Annotated in this window: 13 protein-coding genes; all 13 read left to right on the forward strand. The window is 41.3% G+C overall.

What is annotated here, in order from left to right:
• Nucleotides 1-20 precede the first annotated feature (20 nt).
• The 13 genes from ACFILD_RS03775 (at nt 21) to lpxC (ending at nt 16,471) form a co-directional block, all read left to right on the forward strand.
• The gene (locus ACFILD_RS03775) at nt 21-1,472 is read left to right on the forward strand and encodes a UDP-N-acetylmuramoyl-L-alanyl-D-glutamate--2,6-diaminopimelate ligase (RefSeq protein WP_375631181.1); all 1,452 of its coding nucleotides are present in this window, start codon (nt 21-23) and stop codon (nt 1,470-1,472) included.
• A complete protein-coding gene (gene murF / locus ACFILD_RS03780) occupies nt 1,469-2,890 on the forward strand; it encodes a UDP-N-acetylmuramoyl-tripeptide--D-alanyl-D-alanine ligase (RefSeq protein ID WP_375664782.1) in 1,422 nt (473 codons plus the stop codon). The genes ACFILD_RS03775 and murF overlap by 4 nt, the downstream gene beginning before the upstream one ends.
• 21 nt (nt 2,891-2,911) lie before the next feature.
• Complete coding sequence (gene mraY / locus ACFILD_RS03785; RefSeq protein ID WP_273790783.1) at nt 2,912-3,982, forward strand: phospho-N-acetylmuramoyl-pentapeptide-transferase; 1,071 nt, start codon at nt 2,912-2,914, stop codon at nt 3,980-3,982.
• Nucleotides 3,983-3,986: 4 nt separating this feature from the next.
• On the forward strand, nt 3,987-5,381 hold the full coding sequence (gene murD, locus ACFILD_RS03790; RefSeq protein ID WP_375664783.1) for a UDP-N-acetylmuramoyl-L-alanine--D-glutamate ligase: 1,395 nt from the start codon (nt 3,987-3,989) through the stop codon (nt 5,379-5,381).
• A gap of 145 nt (nt 5,382-5,526) precedes the next feature.
• Complete coding sequence (locus ACFILD_RS03795; protein WP_273790781.1) at nt 5,527-6,681, forward strand: FtsW/RodA/SpoVE family cell cycle protein; 1,155 nt, start codon at nt 5,527-5,529, stop codon at nt 6,679-6,681.
• On the forward strand, nt 6,674-7,810 hold the full coding sequence (locus tag ACFILD_RS03800) for a UDP-N-acetylglucosamine--N-acetylmuramyl-(pentapeptide) pyrophosphoryl-undecaprenol N-acetylglucosamine transferase (RefSeq protein ID WP_375664784.1): 1,137 nt from the start codon (nt 6,674-6,676) through the stop codon (nt 7,808-7,810). Before ACFILD_RS03795 ends, ACFILD_RS03800 begins: the two co-directional genes overlap by 8 nt.
• Nucleotides 7,794-9,221 carry a UDP-N-acetylmuramate--L-alanine ligase gene (murC, locus tag ACFILD_RS03805; protein WP_273790779.1) on the forward strand — a complete coding sequence of 476 codons (1,428 nt, stop codon included), beginning with the start codon at nt 7,794-7,796 and terminating at the stop codon, nt 9,219-9,221. The genes ACFILD_RS03800 and murC overlap by 17 nt, the downstream gene beginning before the upstream one ends.
• Entirely contained in the window at nt 9,199-10,176 is a 978-nt protein-coding gene (murB, locus tag ACFILD_RS03810) for a UDP-N-acetylmuramate dehydrogenase (protein ID WP_375664785.1), read from the forward strand. The genes murC and murB overlap by 23 nt, the downstream gene beginning before the upstream one ends.
• A gap of 238 nt (nt 10,177-10,414) precedes the next feature.
• Nucleotides 10,415-11,335, forward strand: a complete 921-nt coding sequence (locus ACFILD_RS03815; protein ID WP_273790777.1) for a D-alanine--D-alanine ligase — start codon at nt 10,415-10,417, stop codon at nt 11,333-11,335.
• Nucleotides 11,323-12,234, forward strand: a complete 912-nt coding sequence (locus ACFILD_RS03820) for a cell division protein FtsQ/DivIB (protein WP_375631205.1) — start codon at nt 11,323-11,325, stop codon at nt 12,232-12,234. Before ACFILD_RS03815 ends, ACFILD_RS03820 begins: the two co-directional genes overlap by 13 nt.
• On the forward strand, nt 12,231-13,532 hold the full coding sequence (ftsA, locus tag ACFILD_RS03825) for a cell division protein FtsA (protein WP_273790775.1): 1,302 nt from the start codon (nt 12,231-12,233) through the stop codon (nt 13,530-13,532). The genes ACFILD_RS03820 and ftsA overlap by 4 nt, the downstream gene beginning before the upstream one ends.
• Before the next feature lie 63 nt (nt 13,533-13,595).
• Nucleotides 13,596-15,368 carry a cell division protein FtsZ gene (gene ftsZ, locus ACFILD_RS03830; protein WP_375637656.1) on the forward strand — a complete coding sequence of 591 codons (1,773 nt, stop codon included), beginning with the start codon at nt 13,596-13,598 and terminating at the stop codon, nt 15,366-15,368.
• A gap of 218 nt (nt 15,369-15,586) precedes the next feature.
• The gene (gene lpxC / locus ACFILD_RS03835) at nt 15,587-16,471 is read left to right on the forward strand and encodes a UDP-3-O-acyl-N-acetylglucosamine deacetylase (RefSeq protein WP_375658212.1); all 885 of its coding nucleotides are present in this window, start codon (nt 15,587-15,589) and stop codon (nt 16,469-16,471) included.
• The last annotated feature ends 66 nt before the right edge of the window (nt 16,472-16,537 follow it).

Consider the following 16,537-nt stretch of genomic DNA (forward strand, 5'->3'; position numbering starts at 1 on the left):
GAATATAAAGGTGCGTTATCATGTTGTTGGGAACAGTTTTTACAGAATGCGTTGAAGATGAAAGTCTTTCTTCAATAGAAATAACAGGAATAAGTGCGGATTCTCGACAAGTTTTGCCAGGCTATGTTTTTGTTGCTGTTCAAGGAAAAAAAAGTGATGGAAGACACTATATAGATGATGCGATAAAGCGTGGTGCACGAGCAATCGTTACAGATTGTCATGCTGTTCTTGAGGATTTATCTGTTCCCATTTTACGTGTTTCTAATGTTCGTCATAGTTTAGCGTTGGCAGCTGCACGTTTTTACGGTTCTCAGCCTGAAACGGTCGTTGCTGTGACTGGTACAAGTGGTAAAACATCTGTTGTCTCTTTTCTTCGGCAAATTTGGACTTATGTTGGATTTTGTGCTGCGAGTATAGGAACGGTTGGTGTTGTTTCTCCTAAACGGAATGTTTATGGTTCTCTCACAACACCTGATCCGGTCGTCTTGCACCGTCTTCTTTATGAAATTTCTCATGAAGGTGTGACACATGCAGCTCTTGAAGCTTCTTCGCATGGGCTTGATCAAGGGCGACTTGATGGAGTCCGTTTAACGGCTGGTGCCTTCACCAATTTAGGGCGAGATCACATGGATTATCACACGGGGGTAGAGGATTATTTGCGGGCTAAAATGAGGTTATTTGATACACTTTTGCCTGTATCTGCTCCTGCTTTGATTTTTGCTGATGATGTCTATTCACAAAAGGTTATTGATGTTGTCACACAAGCGCGTCGCCGTGTTTTGACAATTGGTCGTAAGGGGCAATTTATCACGATTAATCGTGTTGAACATCAACGCTCAAAACAGTGTATTGAGTGTCGTGTGGAAAACAATATTTATACATTTGTTTTGCCTTTAGCTGGAGATTTTCAGGTAGCCAATGCGCTTATGGCAGCGGGGTTAGCAATTGCAACGGGTGCTTCACCTCGTAAGGTTTTTTCTGCGCTTGAAACTTTGCAGGGGGCACCTGGGCGATTAGAGTTTGTGGGAAAGACAGAAAATAATGCGCTTGTTTATATTGATTATGCCCATAAACCAGAAGCTTTGGAGCAGGTTTTGCTTTCTGTTCGTCCCTTTACGCAAGGGCGCTTGATCGTTGTTTTTGGTTGTGGAGGAGATCGTGATCAAGGAAAAAGACCTTTGATGGGAAAAATTGCGGCGGATAAAGCGGACATTGTTATTGTAACGGATGATAATCCTCGCACAGAAATGCCAGAAAAAATACGCAAGGATATTTTACAGGCGGTGCCAACAGCAATAGAGATAGCAGATCGTGGTGAGGCTATTTCTTACGCGGTGGAGCTTTTGAAAGTTGGTGACACATTAATCATTGCTGGAAAAGGTCATGAGGATGGCCAAATTATAGGGCAGACAACTTATCCTTTTTCAGATCGTCTGAAAGCGATAGAAGCTTTAGAGGACCGAAAGAAATGACAGCTTTATGGGATAAGCAAGCACTTGTTGCTGCAATTAATGGTGTTGTAATGGGAAGCATGCCAGAAACTTTTTCTGGGGTTTCCATTGATAGCCGTACTCTTGCGGAAGGGGATGTTTTTTTCTGCATTAAGGGGCATCATCTTGATGGTCATGATTTTGCTGCGCAAGCTTATGAACGAGGTGCAGGTGTTCTTATCGTTGCGGAACACCGTTTGAGGGATATGAAAAAGATATCGGCTCCACTCATTGTCGTTCCTGATGTTTTGCAAGCCTTAGAACAACTTGCACAAGCTGCACGCAAACGTTCAAGAGCTAAGATTATCGCGGTAACAGGATCAGTGGGAAAAACAACGACAAAAGAAGCTTTGAAACAAGCTCTTGCAACTGCTGGGAATGTTCATGCGAATCTCGCTTCTTTAAACAATTGCTGGGGGGTTCCACTCACTTTAGCGCGGATGCCTATGGAGAGTGATTATGGTATCTTTGAAATTGGTATGAATCATAGAGATGAAATTCGCCCTCTGGTCAAACTGGTTTGTCCGCATGTTGCTCTCATTACGCATATTTGTGCAGGACATATGGGTTTTTTCAAAAATCTTGAAGAAATAGCAAAGGCAAAAGCTGAAATTTTTGAAGGATTAGATGAAAAAGGAATTGCCATTTTAAATGCGGATAGTGATTTTTTTTCTTATCTCGTTCAAAAAGCAAAGAAATGCGGTGTAAAGAAGATCTTAAGCTTTGGTGAGACTAAAGATGCTGATTATCAAGCGCGAGGTATACGTCTTCTAACTGATAGTACTTCTATGATTGTGCGTATTGGGGGGCGGGATAGGGAGGTTCAAATTGGTGCTCCAGGACGCCATATTGTGCAAAATAGTTTAGGGGTTATTGCTGCTTGTGATGCTATGGGGGTTGAGTTAGAGCCTGTTTTTCTTTCTTTTCGCCATTTTTCTTCTCAAAAGGGGCGAGGTGTTCGTTATCAATTGTCTTTATCAAATGGGGGTGAATTTTATCTCATTGATGAAAGCTATAATGCAAATCCTGCTTCTATGCGTGCTGCACTTGAGCTTCTTGCTACAGGACCTGTAGGGAAAGAGGGGCGGCGAATTGCTATTTTAGGGGATATGCTAGAATTAGGGGAGTATAGTGAAAAGCTTCATCGTGATTTAATAAAACCAATACGTCTTTCCGGTGCTAATCCGGTTTTTCTATTTGGTGAGGCGATGAAATCTTTAGTCAGTGATTTGTCTACTGGTGTTAAGGTTCATTATGCTGAAAATATTGAGAAAATTTTACCGCTTCTTTTAGCAGAAATTTCTTCTGGGGATCTGCTTATGGTTAAATCATCCAATAGCCTTTGTTCATCAAATATTGTGACTGCATTGCTTGATCGCTATAAAGCGGTTTCTTCATAGTTTTAAGAGGTTTTTTGTACAATGATGCTGTTTTTTTCTTCGTTTAGTGATTGGCTTCCAGGTGTGAATGTATTTCGTTATATTACTTTTCGCACGATAGCGGCTATGCTTACTTCGGGACTTATCGTCTTTTTGTTTGGACCTAGCATCATTGCTTCTCTTAAATTGCGGCAGGGTAAGGGACAACCGATTCGTGCTGATGGTCCTCAAACACATTTTAAAAAGGCTGGAACACCTACAATGGGTGGATTGATGATTTTAACCGGCATTGTGGTATCGGCATTTTTGTGGTGTAATTTATCGAATATTTACTTTTGGGTATCGCTATTGGTTATGCTTTCTTTTGGGGCAATTGGATTTTATGACGATTATCTTAAGGTCACAAAACAAACAGACAAAGGATTTTCTGGGAAAGCACGGTTAAGCTTAGAGTTTTGTGTTGCCGCAATTGCGGCTTTTGTTATTCTGAAAATTGGCTCATCTGGATTCGCTTTGCCTTTTTTAAAAGATTATCTTATCAATTTGGGCTGGTTTTTTATTCCTTTTTCTGCGTTTGTCATTGTCGCGACGGGTAATGCGGTTAATTTAACGGATGGACTCGATGGGCTTGCTATTGTTCCTGTGATGGTTGCAGCTTTATCTTTTGCTCTGATTGCTTATCTTTCTGGTAATATGAATTTTGCTGATTATCTCCAAATCCATTATGTATCGGGTACAGGTGAATTGGCTGTTTTATTGGGAGCTGTTGTTGGGGCAGGGCTTGGTTTTTTATGGTTTAATGCACCACCTGCAGCTATTTTTATGGGAGATACTGGTTCATTGGCTCTTGGAGGACTCTTAGGGACTGTTGCGGTTGCTACGAAACACGAAATTGTTTTGGTTCTTATTGGTGGGCTTTTTGTTGTGGAAGCTTTTTCGGTCGTTATTCAGGTTGGTTATTTCAAATTAACAAGAAAACGCGTGTTTCTTATGGCACCGATACATCACCATTTTGAGAAAAAAGGCTGGACTGAAAGCCAAGTCGTGATACGCTTTTGGATTATTTCGATTGTTCTCGCTCTCATAGGTCTTTCAACACTTAAATTGCGGTGAGAATGTGATTTCTGTTACGTGTTATAAAGGTCAAAAAGTTGCTCTGTTTGGATTGGGACAGTCTGGACTAGCAACGGCACAAGCATTGATGTGTGGTGGTGCAGAAGTGGTGGCGTGGGATGATAGTCCTTCAAGCGTGCAAATGGCTTTTCGGCACAATATTCCAACACGAGATCTCCGTTATGAAGATTGGTCAGAATTTGTTGCATTGATTGTAGCTCCTGGAGTTCCTTTAAGTTATCCTCAACCCCATTGGGTTGTTGAAAAAGCACGAAAAAAAAATATAGAAATTATCGGTGATATTGAATTATTTGTTCGGGCGCGCCATCAATTTTTACAGCATTATGGTTTTTGTGACAAAGACGTTCCTTTCATTGCGATTACGGGGACGAATGGGAAGTCAACCACAACATCTTTACTTGCGCATTTGTTGGAAAAAATGGGCTATGATGTGCAGATGGGGGGAAATATTGGAAAGGCAATATTGACGCTTAAGCCCTTTGTTAAAAAACGTATCTATGTGATTGAATGTTCATCATTTCAAATTGATCTTACTCCCTCTCTTCAGCCGACTATTGGACTTTTATTAAATCTCACACCTGATCATATTGATCGACATGGAAGTTTTGCCTGTTATGTGCAAACCAAAAGGCATCTGATTGCTCAGGCTTCTCAGGCTTTTATTTCAGTTGATGATGCAGCTTGCCGAGTTTTATATCAACAGTTACTTCATGAGGGGAAGCAAATTGAGGCAATTTCCAAGGATCATTTTGTTGAAAATGGTTTTTATGCAGATGGGACCAAGCTCTTTTCTGTTCGTCAAGGACAGCGTCATATGCTTGCAGATCTTGCTCCTATGGCGGTGTTACGTGGGAGGCATAATGCGCAAAATGCCCTTATGGCATTAGCAACGTTGCAGGCTTTAAAAATAACCGATCCTTCTATGGACAAGCATTTAGCAAGTTATAAAGGGTTGGATCATCGTATGCAACAGGTGCGTAAAATGGGGGCGGTTTTGTTTATCAATGACAGCAAGGCGACTAATGCAGATGCAACAGCTCCTGCGCTTTCCACCTTTAATGATATTTTTTGGATTGTTGGGGGACAGGCAAAAAAGGGAGGAATAGAGTCTCTTAGAGAATTTTTTCCTAAAATTCGTAAAGCCTATTTGATTGGGAGCGCGGCGGAAGAATTTGCTCGCACTATTGGATCTTCTTTTCCCTTTTCTATGAGCTTAACTTTGAAAAATGCGGTGCGTGAAGCAGCTGTTGACGCAATAGGCTGTAAGGCAAAAGAGGTGACGGTTCTTTTGTCACCTGCTTGTGCAAGTTATGACCAATTTAAAAATTATGAAATGCGAGGCGAAGCATTTGTCTCTTTTGTGATGCAGTTACAATAAAAAAAGCATCAATTATAAAAAATATTTTTGCGTTAAGACTCCAGAATCTTTTTTTGTGTAATTTAGTTTTTAAAGTGTTTGTTAAACAGGCTGGGAACCCATATCACTTTGAGACAATTTATAAAATGGATAAGGTGTGTATATCATGGTGACGCGTGCAGATAGAGATCCAATTGCTAATTGGTGGTGGACGATTGATCGCTCTATCTTTGCAGCTTGTTTAATTTTAATGGGAATTGGCATTATGCTGTCTTTTGCTGCCAGCCCCATTATTACAAAAAAAATCGGAATTGCTGATAGTTTTTATTTTGTTCGGTGGCATATCATTTTCAGCATTTTAGCATTTTTTACGATGGTTACCATTTCTTTTTTTTCGCTTTCTAATATTCGTCGTTTATGTGCTCTTTTGCTCATTGTAACGCTTGCTCTTATGGTTGCAACCTTATTTTTTGGTCCAGAATTAAAGGGAGCACGGCGATGGATTCAGCTATTTGGTTTTTCTGTACAGGCTTCAGAGTTTATGAAGCCAGCTTTTGTGGTTATGTCCGCTTGGCTTTTTTCGGAACAGATACGCAAGAGGGGAATTCTAGGTTATACGTTAGCGATTGTACTTTATGGCATTTGTTGTGTGCTTCTGGTTTTGCAGCCTGATATTGGACAAACAGTTTTAATAAGTGCAACATGGGGGGGGCTGTTTTTTATTGCTGGTGTACCTCTTACTATTATTTTTCTCTTTCTCATTTTAGGCGTTGTAGGAATTATTTTAGCTTATTTTTTTCTGCATCATGTGCGCGAGCGGATCAATGGTTTTTTGACAGGTGAAGGAGATACTTTTCAAGTGGATGTAGGACGTGAGGCTATTTTGAATGGTGGTTGGTTTGGGCAAGGTCCTGGGGAGGGAACAGTAAAACGTATCATTCCTGATAGCCATACAGATTTTGTATTTTCCGTTGCTGCTGAAGAATATGGTATTATTCTTTGTTTATTAATTATGATGCTGTTTGGCTTTATCGTTATGCGTTCATTGTATATAGCCATGAATACACGTGATTCCTTTATACGTCTTGGTATTACTGGCATAGCAATGATGATTGGCTTTCAATCAGCTATTAATATGGCTGTTAATCTTCACTTAATTCCTCCAAAAGGCATGACATTGCCTTTTATTTCTTACGGTGGTTCTTCGATGGTGGCGATTGCGTTTTCAATGGGCATTTTGCTTAGTTTAACACGTCGTTGGCCAGAAGCACGCCTTTCAGCTTTTTCTTCCTCTTCTGTCTTGGATACCCCTTATGAGTGATAAAAAAGTTATTGTTTTGGTGGCTGGTGGTACAGGTGGACATCTTTTTCCTGCTGAAGCCCTTTCTGTTGAATTAAGGAAGCGTGGATATGATGTTCATTTAATAACAGATGAAAGAGCACGACCTTTTGTTCGGTGCTTTGATGAAGAGCATATTCATATCGTTTCATCGGCAACGTTTATACGACGTCATCCTTTTGCTCTGATAAAGACGTTTTGGTCTTTGCTAAGGGGAATGGGGCAATCGTTGGCGTTGTTTTATAAATTACGTCCTGTTCTTGTTGGAGGATTTGGGGGGTATCCGAGCTTTCCTCCTCTTTTTATTGCGGCTTTAACGAGGCGTGTGACATTTATTCATGAACAAAATGCTGTTATGGGGCGTGCCAATCGGGTGTTGGCAATTTTTGTGCGTGCAATCGCTGGTGGTTTGTTGTCGCCAAATGGCGCTTATGCTCATAAAATACTTTTGACGGGGAATCCTGTCCGTGAGGCTGTGTTGAAGGCGGCCAAAATTCCTTATCATTCTTCAGAGGGGGAAAAGCCATTTAATTTTTTGATTTTTGGAGGTAGCCAAGGGGCTTCTGCTTTTTCACATATTGTTCCAGAAGCTATTGCTTTATTCGATGATAAGAACCGTAAACGTTTACGAATTGTACAGCAAGTTCGCGGTGAAGCAGGAGGGTTGATCAAAATCTACCGTGATATGGGCGTACAAGCAGAGGTTGCTCCTTTTTTTGATGATATGGCTGAACGTATGGCACATGCTCATTTTATTTTGTCGCGCGCTGGGGCTTCGTCCGTTTGTGAGATAGCGGTGATTGGTAGACCTGCTTTGCTTGTTCCCTATCCCCATGCTTTAGATCATGATCAGGCTGCCAATGCAGCTCTGCTTGCTCGTGTAGGTGGTGCGCAAATTGTATCAGAAAAAGATTTGAATGCACAAAAGCTTTTTTCTCTTTTAATGCACGCTTGTTGTGCACCCCATTTATTGGAAAAACAAGCGCTTGCTGCAAAAAAAGTTGGGCAACCTCATGCAACCCGTTGCCTTGCTGATATGGCTGAATCCTTAATTGCAGGGCGATTGTTGTCAGATATAAAAGAGGAGCTTTTAAATGAAAATGCCACTTGATATAGGCGTTATCCATTTTATCGGAATCGGGGGGATCGGTATGAGTGGAATTGCGGAGGTTTTTTATAATCTTGGCTATAAAGTTCAAGGGTCAGATCAAGTTGAAAGTGCAAATGTTGAACGTTTGCGGAAAAAGGGAATTAACGTTCATATAGGTCATTGTGCTGAAAACTTAGGGAATGCAGAGGTTGTTGTTTTTTCTACTGCCGTTAAAAAAACAAATCCTGAGTATATTGCTGCAAAGGAAAGACATTTACCGCTTGTTAGACGTGCAGAAATGCTGGCGGAGCTGATGCGGTTTCGGCGTGCAATTGCGGTGGGTGGTACACATGGTAAAACAACAACCACATCAATGGTTGCAGCCCTTCTTGATGCTGGTCATTTTGATCCAGTGGTGATTAATGGCGGTATTATTAATGCTTATGGTACGAATTCTCGTACAGGAGATGGCGATTGGATGATTGTTGAAGCTGATGAAAGTGATGGTACATTTTTAAAGCTGCCTGCTGATATTGCTGTTATTACTAATATTGACGCTGAGCATTTGGATCATTATGGAAGTTTTGATGCTGTGCGTGAGGCTTTTCGGCAATTCGTAGAAAATGTTCCTTTTTATGGTTTTGCTGTTTTGTGCCTTGATCATCCAGAGGTTCAGTCATTGGCGGGCCGTATTGATGATCGTTGGGTGATCACTTATGGTGCAAATCCACAAGCAGATGTTCGTTTTCTTAATCTTTCGATGGATGGTCAAAAAACGCATTTTGATGTTCTTGTTCGCTCACGCAAAACAGGAAGAAAGATTGAGTTGAAAAATATGCTTTTGCCTATGGCAGGGCAGCATAATGTTGCCAATGCAACGGCGGCGATTGCTATTGCGCATGAACTTGGCATTTCAAATGAAGCTATAAAAAGGGGCTTAGCAGAATTTGGCGGAGTAAAACGGCGTTTTACGCGAACAGGAAGTTGGCGTGGCATTGAAATATTTGATGATTATGGACATCATCCTGTCGAAATAAAGGCTGTTTTGCGTGCTGCACGTGAGAGTGCAAAAGGGCGTGTTATTGCGATTGCACAACCCCATCGGTATTCACGTTTGTATCATTTATTTGATGATTTTGCTGCTTGTTTTAATGATGCAGATACAGTGTTGATTACGCCCGTTTATGCGGCTGGTGAAGAGCCTATTGTAGGATTTGGTTCTCAAGAATTGGTAGAGCATATTAAAATGGCGGGTCATCGTGATGTGCGCTTGATACATGGTTTGGAAGATGTTGTGTCTCTTGTCTCAAAATTTGCTCAGGCAGAGGATTATGTTGTTTTTCTTGGTGCTGGCAATATCACACAATGGGCTTGTGCGTTGCCTCATCAGTTAGCGGTATTGGATGGTCATGATAAATTTTCAGCACATTGATGGTGAGGCGCTATTGGCGCAATTGCAACCATTGTTGGGTGGCGTGAGAGGAAAACTTACACCTAATGTTGAGATGCGTAAGGTAACGTGGTTTCGCACGGGCGGATTGGCAGAGCTTTTTTATCAGCCTGTTGATGAAGAAGATTTGGCTCTCTTTCTTCAAAATTTGCCTGAATTTGTTCCTGTAACAATTGTCGGTATCGGTTCTAATCTTCTGGTGCGTGATGGGGGGGTTCCTGGTGTTGTGATTCGTCTTTCGCCAAAAAGTTTTGGGCAAGTGAAGCAGGTTTCTCCACAAGGCTTTTTAGTTGGTGCTGGTGCGGCGGATAAACATTTAGCTGCTGCCGCTTTAGAAGCTGAGATTGCAGGTTTTCATTTTTATCATGGTATTCCTGGAGGTCTTGGAGGAGCTCTCAAAATGAACGCTGGTGCGAATGGTGTTGAAACCGCAGCGCGTGTTGTCGAGGTCTATGCGCTGGATCGTAAAGGGCAACGTCATATCTTGAGTGTGAAAGATATGCATTATTCCTATCGCCATTGTGATGTTCCTAAAGATTTTATTTTTACGGCTGCTTTATTGGAAGGAAAACTCGGCAATAAAGATGATATTCGTGCTGCTATGGATGAAGTTGCCCTCCACAGAGAAACAGTGCAACCTATTCGTGAAAAAACAGGGGGGTCAACTTTCAAAAATCCTGGGAATGGATCTGCGTGGCGCGTGATTGATGAAGCAGGGTGTCGTGGTTTACGGATTGGTGGCGCTCAAATGAGTGAAATGCACTGTAATTTTATGATTAATACAGGGCAAGCAACAGGATATGATCTTGAAGCATTGGGAGAAACAGTGCGTGCACGTGTTTTTGCAAATTCAGCCCACCTTTTACAATGGGAAATAGAGCGTATTGGTCAATTTGAGCGTGGTCGAAGTGTTTCTCCTTTTGATCCATTTCATTGATTTATTGTTCACTAAAAAAGTGAAAATAAAAAATTGAGTCATTTCAAAGAGATAATAAAAAATTTCTATTAAGAATCAATAAATTAACAAAGAATCTCTTGCATCAGGCTTTTGAGTCTGATTCATTATGCAAAATGCTAGGTTATTGATTCGCAAGGATAAACTTTGTTTTTCCTGTATATGGTGCTGATGTATTCTATATAGACTACATATAGTATGCGAAAGAGGGTGATTTATTATGAAAGATAAACATATAGCTGTGTTAATGGGAGGTTTTTCTTCTGAGCGGTCTGTAAGTTTATCTTCAGGGGCGGCTTGTGCTGATGTTCTAGAGGTACAGGGGTATCGCGTGAGCCGCGTGGATGTTGATGCTCGTATTGCTTCTGTTCTTGAACAGTTGCAGCCCGATATTGCCTTCAATGCATTGCATGGTCCATTTGGTGAAGATGGCCGGATTCAGGGGATTCTTGAATATTTAAAAATTCCTTATACTCATTCTGGCGTGATGGCATCTGCTTTGGCAATGGATAAGGGACGTGCAAAAATTATCGTTGCAAATGTTGGGGTTTGTGTTGCTCCTTCTCGTATCATGAGCCGCTTTGCTTTGGGCCGAACGCATCCCATGGAGCCTCCTTATGTAATTAAACCTGTGTGTGAAGGATCAAGTTTTGGTGTTGTCATTGTCCAAGGAAATGAAGCTGTACCGCCGCATAATATTGGGGGAGCTGAGTGGGGATATGCCGATGAGGTGATGATTGAAAAATATATTCCTGGTCGTGAATTGACTTGTGCTGTTTTGGGGAATGAAGTGCTGGATGTGTGTGAAATTCTTCCCGATAAAAACTTTCCATTCTACGATTATGACTCAAAATATAAAACGGGTGGTTCTCTTCACATTTGTCCTGCACAACTTTCACTAAATATTTACCAAAGTGTGCAAAGAATGTCTTTAGCAGCCCATCAGGCGATAGGGTGTCGAGGTGTTAGCCGTTCTGATTTTCGTTTTGATGAAAAAACGGGAGAGTTGGTTTGGCTTGAAATTAATACGCAACCCGGTATGACATCGACGTCTCTTCTTCCTGATATTGCAAAAGCGAGCGGCCGTACTTACGGCGATATTGTTCAATGGATGGTGGAGGACGCATCATGTATGCGTTGAATGTTAGTAAAACAAATGTTCCGATGGAGGTGCTTTCAGTGCCGGCTTTGCCACGTCTTTATCGTCGTTTTCTTCGGTTTATGTTTGAGTTTGTTTTTGTTAATATTCACATTCCACGCCATTTTGGCTCTTTTGCTGTTGTATGGTTTTTCTTTGTTACGGCTTTTTATGGACTTTCATCAAGTGGTCAGATGACTGTGATCGTAAACACGATCATATTGGATAGTAGTTTTGTGGTCACTCATGTTGATATAAGCGGTAATAAGCGCTTGGCAAAGCAGGATATTTTTAAAATTTTAAAACTTGATGTTGCGCCTTCTATATTCACTTTTGATGTTGAAAGAGCGCGTTCTCTTTTGGAAAAACAGGCTTGGGTGCAATCGGCTAATGTTCAGAAAATTTATCCTAATAAAATGCGCATTTCCATCGTGGAGCGTGAACCCTATGCCATTTGGCAACATGATGGCATAATGGATATTGTTGATCATACAGGTCGTGTCATTGTGCCTTTTAAAGGGGAAATTGTTCGGGATTTACCTCTTGTGGTTGGGCAGGGGGCACAAAATGCTGCTAAAGTGTTTATTCAAGCGCTGTCAGTCTATCCGGAAGTATATGATCGTATTCGTGCTTTTGTGCGGGTAGGTGATCGACGTTGGGATCTTGTTTTGAATAATGGAATGCGCGTTATGTTGCCTGAAAATGGTGCTCTTGAAAGGCTTTCTTCTCTTTTTTCGTCCGGTACAATGCAAGATCTTTTATCTCGCGATATTCTCAGTGTTGATTTACGTCTTGCTGATCGAATTACTGTTTCTTTATCAGATGAAACGTTGGAGCGTTATCATGCTACTGTAGCAGAAGAAGAACGTATTTTAAAAGCGCGAAAGGCAGGAAGCCTATGATGCTACTCAGATCACATCATTTGAAGGGGCGTAAAACACGTTTTTTAACGGTACTTGATGTCGGTTCAAGTAAGATTGTTTGTCTTATTGCTTGTTTGCGTCCTTTGAAGCATGCACACTATTTACATGGTCGTACACATTCTACGGAAATTCTAGGCTTTGGAGTGCAGCGTTCACGTGGTATTAAATCCGGTGTTGTCATGGATATGTTTGCAGCAGAACAATCAATAAGATTGGCTGTTGATGCGGCAGAAAAAATGGCGGGTTTGGTGGTGGATTCAGTGATTGTGAATTTTTCCTCAAGTCGATTACAAAGTGCTTTGATTAATGGAAAGGTCCATTTGAATGGTCGTGAAGTCACCAAGCGTGATATGCGTATGGCCTTTTCAGATGTTTCGCGTAAAGCCTTTGATGCTGAACGTCATGTTATGCACTCAGTTCCAGTTTCTTATGTATTGGATGGAGATAAAGGAATTTTTGATCCTATTGGCATGGCAGGGGAAACATTTGGTGTTGACGTGCATGTGGTAACAGCAGAAACAGCCTCTTTGCGTAATTTAGAAACTTGTATTAATCGTGCACATTTGAGTGTTGAAGCAATGGTTGCTACTCCCTTTGCAAGTGGTCTTGCTGTCTTGATGAATGATGAGGCGCATTTAGGGGCTGCATGTATTGATTTTGGTGGTGGAACAACAACATTTTCAGTGTTTTTTGAAGGAAAATTTATTCATGCGGATGCTCTTGCTGTTGGGGGGCATCATGTCACTCTTGATGTTGCGCGCGGATTTTCTATGTCTTTAACAGAGGCGGAACGTTTAAAAGTTGTTTATGGTTCAGCACTTTTAACAAGTGCTGATGAGCGGCAAATGATTAATGTAGCAGAAATTGGGAGTGAACAGCGTGAAACTCAATATCCTCGCGCGGTTCTTGGGCGTATCATTCGTGCGCGTGTTGAAGAAATTTTAGAAATGGTCCGTGATTGTTTAAATCGTTCTGGTTTTGGTCACATCATTGGTAAACGTGTTATTTTGACGGGGGGAGCAAGCCAGTTAACAGGATTGCCAGAAATGGCACGTACTATATTAGGAAGAAATGTTCGTATCGGGCGGCCTTTAGGTATTTCGAGGCTTCCTTCTCTTGCAAAAGGGGCGGCGTTTACATCTGCTGTTGGGTTGTTAATTTATCCGCAATTGGTGGGTTTTGAAGAAAAAACAATGCAGGCGGCAGGAAATCATTTATCGATGGGCACGCGTGGGTATTTTCAGCGTGTTGGTGAGTGGTTGCGTGAGAGTTTTTAGTTAAGTCTAGTTGGATAAATTTCATCGCTTTGGCTTGCGGTGTCTTATGAGAAGGAAAAGAAAATGACGATTAATCTGCATCGGCCAGATATCGCGGAATTGAAGCCACGCATTACCGTTTTTGGTGTTGGAGGTGGTGGCGGGAATGCCGTGAATAATATGATAAATGCTGGTCTTCAGGGAGTTGACTTTGTTGTTGCAAATACGGATGCACAGGCTTTGGCTATGTCAAAGGCTGAACGTGTTATCCAACTTGGGGCAGCTGTGACAGAAGGTTTGGGTGCTGGGGCTTTGCCGGAAGTTGGACAAGCGGCAGCAGAGGAATGTATTGATGAAATTATTGATCATCTTGCAGACTCTCATATGGTTTTCATTACTGCTGGTATGGGGGGAGGAACTGGAACAGGAGCTGCTCCCGTTGTTGCTCGCGCAGCGCGTGAAAAAGGTATTTTGACTGTTGGTGTTGTGACAAAGCCGTTTCAGTTTGAAGGCGCACGTCGTATGAAAACGGCAGAGGCTGGTATTGAAGAATTACAAAAGTCTGTCGATACATTGATTGTTATACCCAATCAAAATCTTTTCCGTATTGCAAATGATAAGACAACGTTTGCTGATGCTTTTGCTATGGCTGACCAAGTGCTTTATTCTGGTGTTGCTTCCATTACGGATTTGATGATTAAAGAGGGTTTAATTAACCTTGATTTTGCTGATGTTCGTTCTGTTATGCACGAAATGGGGCGAGCCATGATGGGAACGGGTGAGGCATCTGGTGATGGGCGTGCTTTGGCTGCGGCTGAAGCTGCTATTGCAAACCCACTGTTGGATGATACCTCTATGCGTGGGGCGCGTGGTTTATTGATTTCTATTACGGGTGGTCGTGATATGACTCTCTTTGAGGTTGATGAAGCTGCTAATCGTATTCGTGAAGAAGTGGATGCTGATGCGAATGTGATCTTTGGCGCTATTGATGATGAGTCATTGGAAGGTGTTATTCGTGTTTCTGTGGTTGCCACCGGTATTGATCGTGAAGTTAGTGATGTTGTTCAGTCCTCTCATCCTCAGATTCAAAGACCTGCTTCTTCAATACGCAAGAGCGATCCTGGAACGTCACACAGTTCTTTTCATGTTCAGTCATCGCCTCTGCGTTCTGAGTCAATGGTAGAAGTAATCGAATCACTTGAAATAGAGAAGGGTAAATCAACCGGAGAACAGTTCCGTCCCAAAAGTCAAATTTTTGCACAACCTGCAGAATCAATGACGACACGAAGTGCCACGAATGCTGTTGCGTATGGTTCAAATGCTGTTCAGGAACAGAGATCCAATGTGCCTCGTATGCAAGTAAGCCGTGGTTCTCAACAGGCGATGACGGCTCCTGTGAGTATGGAGGCAACAGCACATGTTCTTGATGAGATGACAGGGGTTGTGAAGCAAAAAGAAAAGCCAGTGCAACCAAAACAAATGCAACAAATGCAAGCGCGCGCTCCAATGCGTATGCCTGAGTTAAAGGATTTTCCTCCTGTTGCTCATGGACAAAGTCAAAGAACATTTGTGACTGATCAAGGTCCTCGTAATCTTTGGCAGCGTTTGAAACAGAGCTTGACACATCGTGAAGAAGCTGAGCCAGAAGCGAGGCTGGAGCCTGCTGTTAGATCATCTCAGCAGAAAGAGTCTCATGTTTACAATAAAAATTCTCAGGCGCTTTCTCAAGATGCTTCTGTGTATGTTCCACGTCGTTCTGGTGAGCTGCACCCTCAGGTGCCACAAGATCAACGTACTTTTATAAGTGAAGAAGATCAGTTGGAAATACCAGCATTTTTACGTCGTCAGGCAAATTAATTGATGAAAAGTGAGATAAAGTAAGAAAAATTATTATTTCTTTAATGATCAGTCAAAAATTATACAGTAAAATATATTGCTGTTTTTTTGATAAAATACTTTGTTTTAAAAAAAACCGCTTATTATAAGCGGTTTTTTTTTTTATTATTTACTATGAATATTCTTTATAATTTTATAAATTTTGTTAAAAGATGTACAAGCAATTTAATAAAATGATTATGATGAATTTAGTACCAAAATATCAGTCTACTCTTAAAAAAGCAGTAACATTTAAGGGGATTGGCGTTCACAGTGGCTGTTTGTCAGTGGTAAAGGTTTGTCCAGCGGATGTTGGGTGTGGTATTGTTTTTAAGCGTTGTGGATTAGACGGAACAGAGAAAATATTTCAAGCTCATGCATCGCAAACAGGAGAAACTGAATTATCAACAGTACTTGGAGATGGAGATGTAAGGGTTGAAACAATTGAACATTTGATGGCAGCAATTGCTGCTTATAATTTGGATAATCTTGTTATTGAAGTGTCACATAATGAGATTCCTATTTTGGATGGTTCAGCGTGGCTATATTGCCAAGCTTTTGAAGATGTTGGTATTGTACAGCAAAATGCGTTGCGTTCTTATTTCATTATAAAAAAGCCGGTGCGAGTTGAAGGATCTCATGGTGTTGCAGAGCTTTTGCCATTCGATGGACGTCGTTTTGATATAACGATCTCTTTTCCTTCTTCTGCTATTGGTAAGCAACATTTCAGTTTTGATCTTACCACACGAGGGTTTAGGGATGATTTGTCACGTGCGCGCACTTTTGGTTTTATCAAAGACGTGGAAGAATTAAGGCTTTCTGGAAAGGCGAGAGGTGCTTCTTTGGAAAATTCTCTTGTTATCGACCTTAATGATAAAATTTTAAATCCCGATGGTCCTCATTGGGAGAATGAATGTGTTCGGCACAAGATGCTTGATGCGATTGGTGATACTGCTTTGCTGGGAGCACCTTTTATTGGATTATTTCGTTCTTATTGTAGTGGGCATAGAATTAATGCGCAATTGGTGAAAGCTGTTTTGGCAGACGAATCATATTACCAAAAAAGCTTTTTAGAGAAAGAGTAAAAGAAAATTGACAAGATTTTTTTATCGTTTATTTGATTTTTAAGGGGATGATTGACCTAAACTGCT

It is taken from the genome of Bartonella sp. CL162QHHD (assembly GCF_042195435.1).
In the GTDB taxonomy this organism is placed as follows: Bacteria; Pseudomonadota; Alphaproteobacteria; order Rhizobiales; family Rhizobiaceae; genus Bartonella.